The sequence below is a fragment of the Chitinophaga sp. G7 BAM 1005 genome (genome assembly GCF_057126945.1).
On sequence record NZ_CP181478.1, the window covers coordinates 7,506,134 to 7,522,780 of the forward strand.

The 16,647-nt window shown below is 46.5% G+C and carries 12 protein-coding genes; 4 read left to right on the plus strand and 8 right to left on the minus strand.

Annotation, left to right across the window (positions count from 1 at the left end):
- Positions 1-451 precede the first annotated feature (451 nt).
- The 6 genes from ACMXI2_RS30470 to ACMXI2_RS30495 all read right to left on the minus strand — a co-directional run bounded on the left by ACMXI2_RS30470 (position 452) and on the right by ACMXI2_RS30495 (position 8,629).
- Complete coding sequence (locus ACMXI2_RS30470) at positions 452-1,105, minus strand: lipoprotein signal peptidase (RefSeq protein ID WP_483779607.1); 654 nt, start codon at positions 1,103-1,105, stop codon at positions 452-454.
- Between the two features lie 60 nt (positions 1,106-1,165).
- Positions 1,166-3,670 carry a bifunctional UDP-N-acetylmuramoyl-tripeptide:D-alanyl-D-alanine ligase/alanine racemase gene (locus tag ACMXI2_RS30475; RefSeq protein WP_483779608.1) on the minus strand — a complete coding sequence of 835 codons (2,505 nt, stop codon included), beginning with the start codon at positions 3,668-3,670 and terminating at the stop codon, positions 1,166-1,168.
- A 57-nt stretch (positions 3,671-3,727) separates the two neighbouring features.
- A complete protein-coding gene (locus ACMXI2_RS30480) occupies positions 3,728-4,681 on the minus strand; it encodes a TerC/Alx family metal homeostasis membrane protein (RefSeq protein WP_483779609.1) in 954 nt (317 codons plus the stop codon).
- Between the two features lie 125 nt (positions 4,682-4,806).
- A complete protein-coding gene (gene gldG / locus ACMXI2_RS30485) occupies positions 4,807-6,510 on the minus strand; it encodes a gliding motility-associated ABC transporter substrate-binding protein GldG (RefSeq protein WP_483779610.1) in 1,704 nt (567 codons plus the stop codon).
- Between the two features lie 21 nt (positions 6,511-6,531).
- Complete coding sequence (gldF, locus tag ACMXI2_RS30490) at positions 6,532-7,272, minus strand: gliding motility-associated ABC transporter permease subunit GldF (protein ID WP_483779611.1); 741 nt, start codon at positions 7,270-7,272, stop codon at positions 6,532-6,534.
- A 163-nt stretch (positions 7,273-7,435) separates the two neighbouring features.
- On the minus strand, positions 7,436-8,629 hold the full coding sequence (locus ACMXI2_RS30495; protein WP_483779612.1) for an IscS subfamily cysteine desulfurase: 1,194 nt from the start codon (positions 8,627-8,629) through the stop codon (positions 7,436-7,438).
- Positions 8,630-8,761: 132 nt separating this feature from the next.
- Between ACMXI2_RS30495 and mce the strand changes: the two genes are divergently transcribed.
- Complete coding sequence (gene mce, locus ACMXI2_RS30500; protein WP_079469734.1) at positions 8,762-9,163, plus strand: methylmalonyl-CoA epimerase; 402 nt, start codon at positions 8,762-8,764, stop codon at positions 9,161-9,163.
- 708 nt (positions 9,164-9,871) lie between these two features.
- Here the strand turns inward: mce and ACMXI2_RS30505 are convergent.
- On the minus strand, positions 9,872-13,216 hold the full coding sequence (locus tag ACMXI2_RS30505; RefSeq protein WP_483779613.1) for a TonB-dependent receptor: 3,345 nt from the start codon (positions 13,214-13,216) through the stop codon (positions 9,872-9,874).
- Positions 13,217-13,333: 117 nt separating this feature from the next.
- Positions 13,334-14,617: a UDP-N-acetylmuramoyl-tripeptide--D-alanyl-D-alanine ligase gene (locus tag ACMXI2_RS30510; protein ID WP_483779614.1), complete on the minus strand. Its 1,284-nt coding sequence runs from the start codon at positions 14,615-14,617 to the stop codon at positions 13,334-13,336.
- Positions 14,618-14,746: 129 nt separating this feature from the next.
- On the opposite strand from ACMXI2_RS30510, the gene ACMXI2_RS30515 reads away from it, so the two are divergent.
- The 3 genes from ACMXI2_RS30515 to ACMXI2_RS30525 are packed head-to-tail and all read left to right on the plus strand — an operon-like array spanning position 14,747 to position 16,640.
- The gene (locus ACMXI2_RS30515; protein WP_483779615.1) at positions 14,747-15,118 is read left to right on the plus strand and encodes a hypothetical protein; all 372 of its coding nucleotides are present in this window, start codon (positions 14,747-14,749) and stop codon (positions 15,116-15,118) included.
- A gap of 16 nt (positions 15,119-15,134) precedes the next feature.
- Positions 15,135-15,683, plus strand: coding sequence for a YceI family protein (locus tag ACMXI2_RS30520; protein WP_483779616.1), 549 nt, complete (start codon positions 15,135-15,137; stop codon positions 15,681-15,683).
- Between the two features lie 12 nt (positions 15,684-15,695).
- Positions 15,696-16,640, plus strand: a complete 945-nt coding sequence (locus ACMXI2_RS30525) for a DUF5777 family beta-barrel protein (RefSeq protein ID WP_483779617.1) — start codon at positions 15,696-15,698, stop codon at positions 16,638-16,640.
- Positions 16,641-16,647 lie beyond the last annotated feature (7 nt).

Genomic DNA, 16,647 nt, shown 5'->3' on the forward strand with positions numbered 1-16,647 from the left:
CCCCTTCAGCTTGAAGACCTTGCAGGCTGCTTTTTTTTTGAAGAAGAATTTGTTTCAAAATTGAATTAATATACCCAGGTTACTTCTCGCATACTTCTCCGATACTTCTCGGATACTTAGGAGTCGTCTATGTGTCGTCTATGTGTCGTATTCCCTATACAGTCCCTATACAGTCCCTATACAGTCCCCATACAGTCCCCATACAGTTCCCATACACTCACCATACACTCATAATACACTTCCAATACACTCCCCATACACTCCCCATACACTGCATACACAGGTAAATCCTTTTTTTGGGCATTTTCCGGAAAAAATCTAACAATCGGTAAAGAGAAAGACGAATATTTTGTTTGTCATCTCCCTAAGCCCATAAAAATACCAGTAAGGTCCGGCATAAAAAAAGCGTTCACCACCGGCGAACGCTTTTGCATATAAGTAAGATAATAATTTAAACTACGTGATCTTTTGCTACGGGATGTTCAACGGCTTTAGGCTGCATATGTTTTCCAAAGAACCGTTTCTGGAACACCAGGATAGTGATTACGCCGATAGAAATAGCGGCATCGGCTACGTTGAATACCGGGCGGAAAAACACGAAGTAGTCGCCGCCTTTAAACGGCACCCATTTAGGCAGGTAACCTTCATAGATGGGGAAGTATAACATATCCACCACGCGGCCGTGTAAAAAGCTACCATAACCTCCGCCGGCAGGCATAAACTTCGATACTTCATATCCTATGCTATCGTTGAAGATAAGACCATAAAACATACTGTCTATCAGGTTGCCGGCTGCTCCAGCCAGGATCAGGGATCCACAGATCAGGAGGCCCGTGCTGTATTTTTCTTTGATAAGCTTTTTCATGTACACAAAACCCACCACTACAGCCACCAGGCGGAACAGGGTGAGAAGAATCTTCCCGAAGTCGCCTCCGAATTTAAGACCATAGGCCATTCCTTCATTTTCAATAAAATGGATCCGGAACCAATTGGGGAAAATCACAAACTCCTGTTGCATAAACATATGCGTTTTAATCCAGAATTTCAGTGTCTGGTCAATAACCAGGATCAGGATAACGATAAATACTACGTGACGATATTTCAACTGATATTAAAATTTTATCAAAAATAATAGTTTATTTCAAAGTCGAAGCCTGCAATATCATTATTCCTGGAAATATACCCTTTTTACGCGCTGTGAAATTCCTGTTAATATTTCATAGGGAATGGTTTCAGCCCAGGCGGAGAGGTCCTGTACAGACAGATCCTGGCCAAAAACAATGACTTCATCTCCTTCCTCTACATCCGGGATATGTGTTACATCGAGCATGAGCATATCCATAGCCACTACACCGGCCACGGGCGCCAGTTTGCCCCGTACCAGCATTTTACCAACGCCCATACCCAACCTGCGCGGATAGCCATCGGCATAGCCAATACGTACGGTAGCGGTCACTGCGGGGCCTTTGGCTTCCCATTTGGCGCCATAACCCACAGTATCGCCGGCTTCCAGGTGTTTCAGCTGGGCTACGGTAGTTTTCAGGGTGCTTACATTGCGAAGCTGGTCCTGGATCCCGTTGCTGCTGTCTATTCCATACATGCCAATGCCGAGTCGTACCATATCCAGTTGCAGATCAGGATGGCGGCTGATAGCGGCGCTGTTGGCAATGTGGCGGATCACCGTATAGCCCAGCGCCTTTTGCAACTCATGGCTCATATCATAAAACAGCCTGCCCTGCTGCTGTGTGAAGGCATCCTTTGCGGGATCTTCACTGGCGGCCAGGTGGCTGAATATGGATTGTACTTTCATCAGTGGGGTGGCGGTGAGCATTTGCGCCAGTTCGGCAATGTCACTTTTCACAAAGCCCAGGCGGTGCATACCGGTGTCGAGCTTTATATGAACAGGGAACTCCGTTTTGCCCGCTGTGGTGATTTCTTCCATAAACTGCAGGAAAATCTGCATGGAATATATTTCCGGTTCCAGGTTCCAGTGGAGGATGGCATCGAAGCTGGCGGGTTCGGGGTTCATGACCATAATAGGCATGGTAATACCGGCCCTTCTCAGCTCCACCCCTTCATCTGCATAGGCTACCGCGAGGTAGTCCACTCCGTGGAACTGGAGGAGGTTGGCTATTTCAAAACTACCGCTGCCATAAGAGAACGCTTTTACCATCGCCATTAATTTGGTGTTTGGTTTTAGCAGCGACTGGTACAGCTTTACGTTATGTGAAATAGCAGTGAGATTAATTTCCAGGATGGTTTGATGCGCTTTTTGTTCCAGCAGTTTGCCGATGCGTTCAAACTGGAAGATGCGGGAGCCTTTTACCAGGATGGTTTCATTCTGGAAGTCATCTGCATTGAATTGTTGTATGTATTCGTCGGTAGTGGTGAGGAACTGTGTTTTCAGTCCTTCTATCTGCTGGAAGCTTTTTTTCTCCCGGCCTATATTTTTACCGATGGCAATTAATTTATTGATGCCTTTCTTTTGCAGGAGGTCTGCTACTTCTTCATACAGGGTAGCATCGCTTTTACCGCTTTGCAGGATATCGCTGAGGATAACGGTGCGGGTAGCGTGCTGCTGTTGTTGCTGGAGGAAGTCGAGCGCAATGGTTAAGGAGCCGAGGTCCAGGCTGTAGCTGTCGTTAATCACGGAGCAGTTATTGATCCCCTGTTTCAGTTCCAGGCGCATAGCAATATTGCTGAGCTGATCCATCCGTTGCTGGATGACGGATTGTTCCTTGCCCATGTACAGCATGAGTGCCAGGCAGTGAATGGCATTTTCGATAGAGCCTTCATCCACGAAAGGGATCTGGAAGTGCAGTGGTTCCTGTTTGTAGAGGGCATCTATGCGGGTATGGTTATCCAGTTTATCCACATTGGTTACCCGGAGGTCGGCATCTGTTTTCCGTGACCAGGAAAATAATTCCGGTCCGCCTTCCTGGTTTTCCTTTTTGCCTACCTGGTTGTGAAAAGCCAGCACACACTCATTGAGGGCAAGATAGTCTTTGCAGTAAATGAGAATATCGCTTTTGGCGAACAGTACCAGCTTTTCATTTATTTTCTGGCGGATATTTAAGAACCCTTCACTGTGGGCTTCCCCTATGTTGGTGAAGATGCCTATTGTGGGGCGGATAATCTTTTCGAGATTCACCATTTCACCGGGTTGTGAAATGCCGGCTTCAAAGATGGCCAGCTGGTGTTCCGGTTTCATTTGCCATACGGAAAGCGGCACTCCTATCTGGGAGTTATAGCTTTTGGGACTGCGAACAATATTATAATCCTTTTCCAGCAGCTGGTACAGCCATTCTTTTACAATGGTTTTGCCGTTGCTGCCGGTGATGCCAATAACAGGTATATGGAACTGCTGCCGGTGAAAGGCCACCAGTGCGTGCAGCGCCTGCAGGGTGTCTTTTACGAGAATGAAGGTAGCTTTAGGATACTTTTCCAGTGGCACTGGTTCGCTCACCACAAAATTACTTACCCCTTTGCGGTACAGTTCTTCAATGTATTGATGCGCGTTGCGCCGCGGACTAACCAATGGAATAAACAGAGATGTTTCGGGGAAGCTGAGCTTCCTGCTGTCCAATAAAAGATGGTCAATTTCAGAAAATCCGGTCTCTTGCAACAATTCCCCTTTCAAAGTCTTGTTGATGCTTGCTGCGTTATACACGTTTATCAGGTTTGAATAATCATTTAGCTGCTGCAAAACTAATGTCTGCGCTGCTTTTTACTTCACTTCTCCTTCCGGTACTTCTTTTTTCTGGTGATAGAGAGAATAGAGGATTGAGCCTCCCAGGCATAGCACTATCACTATCAATGATACGTATACGGGTAAATGAATATCGTGCTTCTGCAAAAAATACTCTGCCAGCATTTTCAGTCCTATAAAAACCAGTACGATGGCAATACCCTGGGGCAGATAATCAAATTTATCTACCGCTCCCCTCAGTAAAAAGAACAGGGACCTGAGTCCCAAAACCGCAAATATATTAGAGGTATATACTACCATCGGATCCCGTGATATGGCAAATACAGCTGGAATAGAATCTACCGCAAATAAGATATCCGTTACTGCCAGCATCACTACAACCAATGATAACGTGGTAAGATATGCCTTATTATGTTTACGGATCACAAACCTGCCTTTCGGCTCTTCCGTGGTTACCCGCATGTATTTGTTCATAAAATGGTAGATCGCATTTTCTTCCGGGTTAAATTCATCATCACCTTTTGTGACAAACATTTTAATACCGGTGTAAATGAGAAAAGCACCGAAAATGTATAATATCCATTCAAACTTTTGTATGAGCGCAATCCCCAGCCAGATAAATATAGCCCTGAAAATAATGGCCATTAGTATCCCTATCAGTAATACCCGGGCGTAGTACTCTTCTTTTATCTTAAAAAAGGCAAAGATGAGTACAAATACAAAGATATTATCTATCGATAGGGATTTCTCCATCAGGTATGCGCTCAAAAAACTGATGGCAGGTTCTGCGCCGTCTTCCAGCCACATGAACCCAAAAAAGAGCATAGATAAAACTACCCAGAAAATGCTTTGCCAGAGCGCTGTTTTGAGACTTGTCTTCGTATTTTTCTTACTAAAAAAACCAAGGTCAAATACTAACGCCAGGATGATCACAATAAAAAATACCAGATATGTTACTTCTGTTCTTCCCATGTGATTGCATTTTATGAGCAGCAAAGATAGGAAAACGGCAGCTAGGTTTCCGGTTTAAGGTTGCCATTTTCATCAGGCGCTTATCGTTATATGTCCTGAAATCCAGTGGCTTACAGGACTTCAGGCTATTCAGTAAATTTACGCTGACGTATAAACTGGAATACCATTGCAAATAATAAAACCAGTCCAACGGGTACCAGGAAACAGATCACCTGCCACTTGGTTTTTTCCTGCCGGATTTTTTCTCCATCCAGCAAACGCAGTGTCAGCTCCTTGTTCCGGGCTTCCATGATACCGCTGTTACCGCTGAGATATTCCAGGCAGTTGAGAAAAAATTCTTTATTGGCAAAGGCAAAGCCCGGGTTAAATTCGTTGATGCCCATTTGCAGCGGGCCTTCTTTGCGGGATACTGCATTGGCAATTACATCGCCATCGCTTACCACAATCATTTTGTTGATAGTGTCGGCAGATTCCCGGAAGGGCTGTCCGGATGCGTGGAACAGCTGATTTACGGCATCAGGGTTTTCCCGGTTGCGGAAGAGGGAGGTGAATTTCCCTTCCAGCAAAACGGCTGTAGGCAGGTATTTTTGGCGGTATTCCCGTGGATTGGGTTGCGTTTTTACGATGTCCCAGCTTACCTGCGCCGGCAGCCGCGTAGTACGGCTGTTCCTGGAGGTGGTGAGCAGTATGGTTTTGCGGACGGCGTCATTTTTTATGGTGTCGATGGAACTTACAAAGCGGCTCAGCACCATATCCAGATTTTTTACAATGGGATGCGCTTTGGTTGGCATCAGCATCGGGAAATAAGGAAACGGCATGGGCTGTATCTGCGGCCGGTTGCCCACATTGCCCACTACCAGCGGTACTACATCGCTTTGCAGGTCTAGTACCAGGTCCTGGTTAATACGCACGCCATAGCGGAAGAGGAGGTCTTCCAGGTTCAGCCCGCGATCCATTGCAAAAAATTCCGGATGCTCATGCAAACTATCCATACTGGCGTTGGATTCATCGAGGAACCACAGCACCTTGCCCCCGTTCATTACATACTGATCTATTTTGAACTTATCTGCATCCGAGAAGGCGCCTGCAGGTTTGGCAAAGAGGATTACATTAAAATCGCGGGGTATGTAGGATGCTGCCTGCAGGGTGAGGGTATCCAGCCCATAGCTGGTTTGCAGGGTGCTCAGTGCGTCGTATACTTCGGCGCCGAGCGATTCCCCGTGCCCCAGCATATACCCCACAAGTGGTTTTTCCTTTTCCTGCAATTTATGGATCGCATAGGCAAACTGGTATTCCAGCAGGGCTTCCGAGCTGTTCATGGTTTGCAGGGGATCTTGCCCGCCCTGGTTTTTCAGGAGATTCACCCCTATTGTTTTGCCTTTGTAATGTACCAGCGCGCCAGGGAAGATCAGTTTTTCGGCGAAGCCGTCGTTGGCTTCCTGCTGCACTTTCATATTAAAAGGCATGATACCCTGTGCGGTGAGTTCACCGAGGAACTTCATGCGTGCGGAGTCTGTGAGGCCCTGCCCGGGATTGATAAATGTAAACCGCAGGTTTTGTTTACCGTATTCGCGGAACTCTTCCAGCAGTTCTGAAGTAGACTGTGCCAGCTGACGGAAGCTGGCGGGATAGTCGCCTTTGAGGAACACCTCAATTTCCACCGGGCTGTCCAGTTTGCGGAGCATTTGCCGGGTGCTGGCGGTGAGGGTGTATCTTTTTTCTGCTGTCAGATCCCATCTGCCATGAAAGTAAGCTGCCGCTATATTGATGCCCGTGAGTACCAGTATTACTGCTATTGCACGTTGTATGTATTTTTTTCGTGTAGCCATGTTGTTTAGTAAGGACGGTTATTAACCGTTTTGCCAGAGTTTTCTTTGCAGGGATAATTTAGTAAGATAGAGCATCAGGCCTATGATGCTGATAAAATAAACAATATCGCGGCTATCTATTACACCGCGGCTGATGGAGGCATAATGAAATTTGATCCCAGCCATTTGCAGGTAGTAGTCGGCTCCGCCGCTGAAGGCTGGTATTTTGCTAACAGCATCGAAGCCGTTGTAAAGTATAAAGCAGGTAAACAGCGCGATGAGAAAGGCAATCATGGCATTATTGGTTAAGGAGGAAGACCAGATGCCGGTGGCGGTAAACGTTGCTCCCAGCAATAACAGGCCGATATAGGAACCGATGATACCGCCGGTATCGAGCTGTTGGTTATCTACACTTAATTGTTTTATGGCAAAATAATAAACGATAGTAGGAAGTAGGGAGATGGCCACAATGAGCAGGCTACCCCAGAATTTGCCCATTACAATCTGCCAGCCGGTGAGTGGTTTGGTACTCAGTAATTCCATTGTACCGGTTTTGAATTCATCTGCAAAGCAGCGCATGGTAATGGCTGGTATGAGGAGCAGGTAAATGAGCGGCGCCAGGTTGAACAGCGGGTCCAGGTTGGCATACCCGGTATCGAGTAAACTGGTTTCCGGAAATACGAACAACATTAATCCATTCGCCAGCAAAAACAGTATGATGGCAACATAGCCCGTAACACTGCTGAAAAACTGGTTGATCTCTTTCTTAAAGATGGCTAGCATGAACAGTTTGTAAGGATTAGGATATTAGTAAAGATACAAATATAGGGTAAACGCTATTACCTTTCCGGCTATTGTATGGGAGGTTTTTAAGGGGCTTTATACCCGAAGTATCCACGAGGTATCTACGAAGCATCTACGACGTTGACCCGGAGTAAAGGTGGACTTAAAGATCCACGCCATCTTTATACATTTCCCATATGGGGCTGATGGTTCTCAGCTGGGTTACGGCGTCGGTAATGGTTTGGATGGTAAAATCTATTTGTTCATCTGTGGTAAACCGTCCCAGGCCGAAGCGGAGGGAGGCGTGCGCCAGGTCGTCGCTGAGGCCCATTGCTTTCAGCACATAACTGGGCTCCAGGGAGGCGGAGGTACAGGCTGATCCGGAGGAAAGAGCGATCTTTTTATTAAAGCCCATCATGAGGGTTTCGCTTTCCACGTATTTAAACGACAGGTTACAGGTATGTGGCAGGCGCTGGCCGGGGGCTCCGTTTAAATACGTTTGCTCTAGTTCCAGCAAGGCCTTTTCCAGCTTGTTTCTCATGGGGAGGATACGTTGCGTGTCAGTGGTCATTTCTTCCATGCACAGCTCGCATGCCTTTCCCAGTCCTACGATGCCGGGCACATTCAGGGTACCGGAGCGCATCCCTCTTTCGTGGCCGCCTCCGTCGATCTGCGCGGTGAGCTTTACGCGGGGGGATCGTCTGCGGACATACAGGGCGCCCGTTCCTTTGGGGCCGTACATTTTATGGGCGCTGAGGGTGAGCAGGTCTATGCCGTCGTTGCTTACATCTACCGGAATTTTTCCTGCTGCCTGGGTGGCGTCTGTCATAAACAATATTCCATGTTTCCGGGCAATATCGCTGATGGCGCGTACAGGGTTGATCACGCCGGTTTCATTGTTGGCGTACATCAGGCTGATCAGGATAGTTTGGGGAGTAATGGCAGCTTCCAGTTCGCTGAGGTCAATCAATCCTTCGTGGTTTACCGGAAGCCAGGTTACCTGCGCGCCCTGTTTTTCGAGGTGTTTGCAGGTATCTATCACCGCCTTGTGTTCGGTGACGGCGGTAATAATATGATTGCCTTTGCCCGTATAGGTTTCATATACTCCTTTGATGGCGAGGTTAACGGCTTCTGTGGCGCCGGAAGTAAAGACAATTTCTTTGGGTACTGCGCCAATCAGTTTGGCTACCTGTTCACGGGCATTGTCTACTGCTTCCTCTGCGGCCCATCCCAGCGGATGGCTACGGCTTGCTGCGTTACCAAATATTTCGGTGAAATAGGGTAACATAGCAGCTACTACCCTGGGATCGCAGGGCGTGGTAGCGTTGTTGTCGAGGTAAACGGGCAACTGTAGCATATTGTCTTTCTGTTTAGATTAAAATCCGGGCCTAACAAATTTACAACATAAGTTCTATTTTTACCGGGTTAAGCATATTCCGAAAAAGCCGCACGGATGCCGATTCCGTGCAGCTATTAAACAGCTGTAAACATGCTCAGGGTAGAACATATAGGCATTGCCGTTAATAAATTATCTGTGTCCATTCCGCTTTTTGAAAAGCTGCTGAACACTCCTTGTTATAAGCAGGAGGAGGTTGATAGTGAACAGGTGCAGACGGCTTTTTTCCGGCAGGGCGAAACCAAAATAGAGTTGCTGGAGGCTACCGGACCGGACAGCGCTATTGCAAAGTTCCTGGATAAAAAAGGAGAAGGGATGCATCACATCGCTTTTGAGGTAACTGATATTTATGCGGAAATGAAACGGTTACAGGAAGAAGGATTTGTTTTATTACAGGAAACGCCTAAAAAGGGAGCGGATAACAAACTGATCTGTTTCCTGCATCCTAAGCACAGCAACGGGGTTTTGATAGAAATTTGTCAGGATATCAAGTAAGCATTTACTTATATATTTAAAATATAAATAATAATATTTTTTTTAATTTTTTTTCCATTTTAGCAATCCAAAGGAATTTATCGTCCGTAAGTAATAGAGAGACACCCCGGAAAGAAGGGCCCAAAATGTTAAGACCAATTTTTTTTTGGGATTTTTTGAACAAATACATTTTCCATTACGTTATCTCTTTGTATACAAAATAGAAAAAACATCAATACTCAAAATATTACAAGACTTAGGCTTTATAGATTATTAACAGTTTAAGTTTTAACGATTACTCTAAAGTTGGCATAGGTTATGAACACCTGCGGGTTTTTTAGCTTGCAGGTCTTTTTTTTAAGCCACTTCTACATAAATAGAGGGATCAATTTCAAAAATATCAGGGAAATTACTTCAGGGAGGATAGTACAGATGCTTCTTTCTGTATTAACGCTCAATTAATTCAATAAATTGTTTTGCGCGCGGAATTTTGCGGAGGATCGCCGCGGATTTTGTCTTTCTCAGGATTACGCTGATTATACTGATTAGTTTGATTTTGACTTTTTTAATTTTTTCTGATTAATAATAATTAAGGGAGATAAAAGCGAATAGATACGCTTATATCTCCCTTAATCCTTTATAAAATCAAAAAAGTCAAAATCAAACTAATCAGTATAATCAGCGTAATCCTGCTCCAAGACAATTTCCGCTCGCCAAAGGCGAGCTGTGCTAATTAAACATATACCTGATACCAAGCTGGCCCTGCCACCTGGAAATGGTGCCCGTATTGTCTCTCCATGAACTGGTGAGCGGAATCTGGTTCGCTGCATCCAGGTAAGGGAAAGAGTAGGCCGCCGCTGCAGTGGCATTGCCTGAAGCGTCTTTGTATTGTCCTTCATACTTCAGGAAAGAGGGCAGGTTCGGGATCTTGGAAATGCCCCAGCGTTTATTCAGGAAGTTACCAAAGTTGATGATATCAAAACTGATCCGCAGGGTGTGTTTTGTTTTCTCTTTGCCGCTGAATACAAAGATGTCTTGTGTAATATTCAGGTCCATGCGTTTGGCGAATGGTAATACCACGGCATTACGTTCTGCATATTGTCCGCGGTGACCGCTCAGGTAGTTGTCCTGTTTGATAAAATTATCGAGCTGGTTCCAGATGATATCTGCAGTGCGTTTATCTGCATTGGTAGCTGGGTTATAGGTTTTATCGCCATAGCCAACCGGCACCAGTTTAATATCGTTCCTGGTTTTGGGAATGTAGATCAGGTCGTTGTTACCACCGGAAGCATCGTTGTTCACGTCGCCGTTGTAAGTATAGGAAGTGTTGCTGTAAAGTCCGTTTATACTCGGAGCAGCTTCATATACCACGCCTACAGACGTAGCGAAATGTTTGGCCCAGGTAAAGCGGTAGGTAGCGGCTGCGATTACGCGATGCGGCATGTAGTAATTGGAGTAGCCCAGTGCATTGGCATTGGGATCGCCGGCAACGGGGCGGTCGCGCCAGTTGCTTTGTGCAATGCTACCGCCATCATTTACGCTGCGTGACTTGCTGTAAGTATAGGCCGCACTCAGGTACAGATTAGGCAGGTTTTTCTGTAACTGGATAGTGGCAAAATAGGAATAACCTTTATTGGTATTGCGCATCAGGATGGCATCGCTGATATTCGGATTGCTCAGGCTGTTGCCTGCGTATATTTTGGAAGAATTATAGCGGGTGCGGTGATCGGGGGTGCTATCCAGCTGAAACCCTGCAGTGGGAAGGTTTACATTCTGGAAATACACGGCGTTGATATCTTTGGAATAGTTGAATTCCAGTGTACCGATTACGCCCCAGGGTAACTGACGGTCAACCGCCAGCGTTGCTTTTAACACCTGCGGATATTTGAAGTTCCTATCGGTAACGGCTATATTATATTGATAAGATAGCTGTCCTTCAGTGCCTGCTTTGTAAGTATTGGGATCAGAACTGAAGGGGTAAGGAATGGTAGGTGCGGTAGCACTTGTTTGCGCTACAAATGATCCGAACTGTACGCCATTGTTACCCGCCTGGTTGCTCAGCCAAACAGCGGGCGGCGGACCGGCAAATAAACCCGCACCACCACGGAGCTGTGTTTTGCCATCATGCGTAATGTCCCAGTTAAATCCAATCCTCGGCGAAAGGAGCGGCGTTGTTTTTGGCGCCTGTCCCACATCTATCTTCACCCCATCTCTGAAAGTCAAAGCAGCGAGAGAGTCATTTTTAGAGAAAGTGCTTCCTATAACTGGGACGTCTATACGTAATCCGTAGGTAAAGGTAAAGAAGTTGGTAACACTCCACTTATCCTGGATAAACGCGCCCAGTTCCAGCATGTTGATTTTTGCATATGGAAAGGAGCCGTCTTTGGTGGTTGCATAAGACACTGCATAGCGTGAAGCTGTTGCCAGGTTACTGTTGGCGCTGGCATAAAAATCGGTGAGTGTATTAAAGCGGTAGTTACCATTGTAGTTTGGAGCGAAGCCATTCAGGAACGTTTTGTAATAGTTTTGCGTTCCAATCGTGATTTCATGTTTTCCTTTGTACATAGTGAAGATATCGGACAGCTGGTATACATTGGTATTGAGCTTGTTATTGTAGGTAAACGGCTCATAGCCGAAGGCGGTATAGCTGGCGCCCTGGCCGTTCATAATATCCACCAGGGGGAAATTGCTTTGTGACAATGCATTTCTGAAATCGCGCATGGCGGAGTAGCCGATCTGCAGTTTATTGGAGGCGCGGTTACCGATGCGGGTATTCAGTTCAGCGATAAAGATGTTGAAATTGTTGTTGATAGTATAACCGCTTCCGCTGAAAGGAAGACCGGTAGCGCTGGGCTGGCGGCCGCTTCCAACAGCACCGCCACCGGGAGCGCCGCTGTTGCTGGCGGGAATATCTTTAAATGATTTCAGGTAACTGTATTTAAAGGTAAACGTGTTATGCTCATTCACGTTCCAGTCGACCTTAAAAGTTACTTTATCACTTTGTGTACGGTAGGTATAATTCTCGTAATCGCCGGGATCATATCCGTATTTGCTTATCAGGAATTGTTTCAGTGCATCCAGTGTATCTGCTACAGCCTGGGATACGTTGCCGCCGGCCACTCCGCCGGGTTTGTTGGCTACGAGGCTGGTAGCGGGAGCTTTAATTCTTTCCTGTTCAGCACTTACGAAGAAGAACAGTTTGTTGGGGATGATGGCGCCGCCTACATTGAAGCCACGCAGGTTATAGTTGAAGTCTGGTTTTGGAACAGTGGCATTGCCTACTTTCAGCCCTTGTAATCCGGGTGTTTGAATGTAGGTGTAAACGGCTCCTTTGAAAGTGTTGGTACCGCTTTTGGTAACGCTGTTGATACCGGCGCCGGAGAAGCCACCCTGTCTTACATCGTAGGGAGATACGTTTACCTGGATCTGCTCCAGCGCTTCGAGGCTGATGGGCTGGGATGATGTTTGGGAGCCGAGTGTGGCCTGCAAACCAAATGAGTTGTTGAAGTTGGCGCCATCAACGGTGATGTTGTTCAGCTGGTTGCTTCTGCCTCCGATATTCAGTCCGTTGGCGGAGGGCGTGAGTTTCGTGAAGTCCTGCATAGACCTGCTGATAGTTGGCAGGCGGTCCATCTGGGAGCGGGTAATCACCTCCTGGCTACCGGTGCGGGCCCTGTTAATCACTTTGTTCTGGCTTACAGAAGTAACCACTATTTCTGTGAGGGTGCTGGTACTGGATTGCAGGTTGATGTCTGATTTGAAATCCTGTCCCAGTGATAGAAAAATGTTGTCGCGTTTTTCGTCTTTGAAGCCAACGTAGGAAACAGACAAGGTGTAGGGGCCACCAACGCGGAGGTTAGGTAAATTATAACGGCCGTCTTTACGTGAAACGGTGTTATATTTTGTGCCGGTGGGCACATGAATAGCTGTAATGCTGGCGCCGGGAACCGGACCTTCTTTACTTACAATAGTACCGGCTATGTCGGCGGTTGTTTCCTGGGCAAACAGGGCAGCAGGGATTAATAGCACGCAGCAAAGCATACTAATAAGGGAATGCCAGATTTTTTTGTGCATTGCGATTCAGATTTTGGTAAAGTTCAATTGACAGATTGAAGTATTAAAAATAATACAATTATGAAATCGTTAACAAATATTTTGAACGGTTCCTGTCAACTCACTGAATCGCTTTATTTATCCCGCCAGCACTTTTTCCATACCGGTGCTCCTGGAGCCTTTAATAAGTATATGTGCATCCTGGTATTGTTGCTGCAGCAGCCATTTTCCGGCTTCGGTAGCATTTTCCAGGAAGATATAGGGGTGCGTTACTTTTTTGAAGTCGCCGCCAACTAATACTACTGCTTCCCAGTGCGTGCATTCCAGTAAGTTTACGAGTTCCTGGTGTTCTTTAACGCTATCTGTTCCCAGTTCCATCATGGCGCCGAGCAGCAGTATTTTCTTACTGGCCTGGATGCCGGCAAAATTTTCAATAGCGGCTCTCATGCTGGAGGGGTTGGCATTATAGGCATCCATGATAATGGTATTGCTGCCCTGCTTTATTACCTGTGAGCGGTTGTTGGAAGGTGTATAATGTGCAATGGCCGGTGCAATTGCTGATTCCGGCACGTTAAAGTGGCTGGCTACCGCTACTGCCGCCATTACATTGGGGAAGTTATAAGCGCCCACCAGTTGTGTTTGTATAAATCCTACCTGGCTGCTGCCCCGCACTTCCACGGCCAGGAATGCGCTATCGGTGATGGCTTCGCCTACGTAATCGGCCTCGCTGCTACCATAGGTAATGATTTCCGGGATGCCGTGCGCCATTTTGAGGAGGTAGCCATAATCATTGCATACGAATACAGTTCCGTTGTTGGCGCGTAAAAAATCATACAGTTCCCCTTTAGCTTTTTTAACGCCTTCTTCGCTGCCAAAGCCTTCCAGGTGAGCTTTCCCGATGTTGGTAATGATACCGTGGGTAGGCAATGCAATTTCACAATAACCGGCTATTTCTTTCTGGTGGTTTGCGCCCATTTCCACCACGGCAATTTCCACACCGGGGAGGATACTTAAAATAGTAAGGGGTACGCCGATATGGTTGTTGAGGTTGCCAATGGTAGCATATGTTTTTAACCCGGCAGACAATGCCGCGTTGATCAGTTCTTTCGTAGTGGTTTTACCGTTAGTACCGGTGATGGCCAGGAACGGGATATTTAATTGTTTGCGGTGGTGTAAAGCCAACTGCTGTAAAGCGATGAGGGCATCATCTACCAGCATCATCCTGTCCGGCACGGTGAAATAAGCAGCTTCATCTACTACCGCAAAGGCGGCGCCCATTTCCAGTGCCCGGGCCGCAAATTCGTTACCGTTGAAGTTGCCTCCTTTCAGCGCAAAGAAAATATCGTTGGCCTTTAGTTTACGGGTATCTGTTTGTACGGAGCGATGCTGCTCATAGATGCTGTATAGTTGTTCAATATTCACGGTCGGATCTTATTTGATACAAAAATAAGTGGTTAATCATGTAATATAGCAGAATTTTATCTGCCTGTGAAAGCAACCAATTTTATCCTTATCCCGTACTATCTATCAGCAATCAAATTTGAAAGACCTATGACAAGGAACAAGCTTCTTTTAATGGCATGCCTGCTGCTGGCTGCCTGTAAGAATGAACAGGCCCCTGCGCCGGTAAGTGGCGGAGTAGACTGTGACGCAGCCCATATCACAACAGCCACCGTTTTTGCAATCATACAGGCTAACTGTACCAGCCGTGGCTGTCATCCGGGTGGATTTTCCCCCGCGGTGGCAGATTTTTCCACTGAGGCTAAGCTGAAAGCGTATATCAACACCAACCGTAGTGTTTTTGAATTGCGTGTAACCGGCCCACAGGCAGATATGCCGCAATCAATGTCTTTCCCTGCACTCAGCCAGGGCGTGAAAGACTCTATCGCCTGCTGGATCTCAAAAGGGCTTCCGGATCAATAACCTGAAAAAGATAAACATGAAATACTTATTGCTTTTTGCAGTTGCCGTAATATCGGCCGTTACTGCATCTGCACAGGATGTTTACTCCTGTAAAAACACCCGTTTATCCTTTTTTTCATCTTCTCCGCTGGAAGATATAGAAGCAAAAACAGATAAGGGCGCTTCTGCACTCAATACAAAAACGAAGGAAGTTTTTTTTAAAGTGCCCATCAGCTCCTTCCAGTTTAAGAAGAAGCTGATGCAGGAGCATTTTAACGAAAATTACCTGGAAAGTGATAAATACCCGTTTGCGGAGTTCAAAGGGAAGATCAATGAATCACCGGAATTCAGTAAAGACGGCACTTACCCGGTAACGGTTACGGGCACACTGAATATTCACGGGATAGAAAAAAGCTACACTGCCAAAGGCACTATTACCACACAGGGTACAACGCTTACCGTTGCATCCACCTTTGATGTACGTGTAGCCGATCACGGTATAAAAATACCTTCGCTGGTAGTACAGAATGTAGCGGAAGTGGTAGCCGTTACGGTTAATGCAGTTTATACACCTCACAGTAAATAATAACATCCATCCATGAAGTATATATCAACCATCTTATTATGCTGTGTGCTCTCTATATCAGCACATGCACAGGGCCTCGACAAACTTTTTGATTCTACGGCCACCGGTCATACCAAAGTGAGGGATACGTATAAAAGTACCCGCATTGTGCAGGGGCAGTCGACCGAAATGCTGCGCAGGCATGAACTGGATTTCCGTGTTACACACCGCTTTGGCGATGCCGGTGGTGAGTTTGGCGGTACCAAAACATTTTTCGGTACGGATAATTCTACCGACATCCGCATTGCTTTTGAATATGGCGTGAGCGACAACCTGATGGTGGGTATCAGCCGGACTAAAGGCAGCGGGGATTTGCAGCAGTTGTACGAAGGACTGGTGAAGTACCGCTTTTTACAGCAAACAACCGACAATCATGTACCATTATCACTGGCGGTATTTGGCAATGCCGTAATCAGCGGGATGCCTTCTGCCACGGATAAAACGTCGGCGGCTTATTTTGAAGACGGCGCCGACCGGCTCATGTACGTAGCCCAGGCGATTGTATCAAGGAAATTTGGCGATAAGTTATCGCTTACCCTGTCGCCTACTTATGTACACCGTAACCATGTGGCATACATGGACATGAATAATATGTTTGCCCTGGGAGCCGCCGGCAGATTGAAGCTCAGCAAAAGGATGGGACTCCTGGCAGAATACTATTATCCGTTCCGTTCCCAGGAAAGCAAGGACTATTTCAAATCTGTCAAGGGCATCTCTTTTTACAACCCGCTGGCCCTCGGACTGGAAATAGAAACCGGTGGTCACGTATTCAGCATTACTTTTACCAATTCCACTGCCATACAGGAAAATCAGTTTATTCCTGAAACCACTACTTCCTGGTTACAGGGTCAATTCCGGTGGGGTTTCAATATTTCCCGTAGATTTACGTTATTCGGGAAGAAAGATTGGAAAAAGTAAAATGCCG

Bases quoted from the DNA above. Each gene is read 5' to 3' on its own strand.
- ACMXI2_RS30480 (WP_483779609.1), bottom strand. From the start codon at position 4,681: ATGGGAAGAACAGAAGTAACATATCTGGTATTTTTTATTGTGATCATC.
- ACMXI2_RS30495 (WP_483779612.1), bottom strand. From the start codon at position 8,629: ATGCTACAGTTGCCCGTTTACCTCGACAACAACGCTACCACGCCCTGC.
- ACMXI2_RS30505 (WP_483779613.1), bottom strand. From the start codon at position 13,216: ATGCACAAAAAAATCTGGCATTCCCTTATTAGTATGCTTTGCTGCGTG.
- gldF (WP_483779611.1), bottom strand. From the start codon at position 7,272: ATGCTAGCCATCTTTAAGAAAGAGATCAACCAGTTTTTCAGCAGTGTT.
- ACMXI2_RS30525 (WP_483779617.1), top strand. From the start codon at position 15,696: ATGAAGTATATATCAACCATCTTATTATGCTGTGTGCTCTCTATATCA.
- ACMXI2_RS30515 (WP_483779615.1), top strand. From the start codon at position 14,747: ATGACAAGGAACAAGCTTCTTTTAATGGCATGCCTGCTGCTGGCTGCC.
- gldG (WP_483779610.1), bottom strand. From the start codon at position 6,510: ATGGCTACACGAAAAAAATACATACAACGTGCAATAGCAGTAATACTG.
- mce (WP_079469734.1), top strand. From the start codon at position 8,762: ATGCTCAGGGTAGAACATATAGGCATTGCCGTTAATAAATTATCTGTG.
- ACMXI2_RS30520 (WP_483779616.1), top strand. From the start codon at position 15,135: ATGAAATACTTATTGCTTTTTGCAGTTGCCGTAATATCGGCCGTTACT.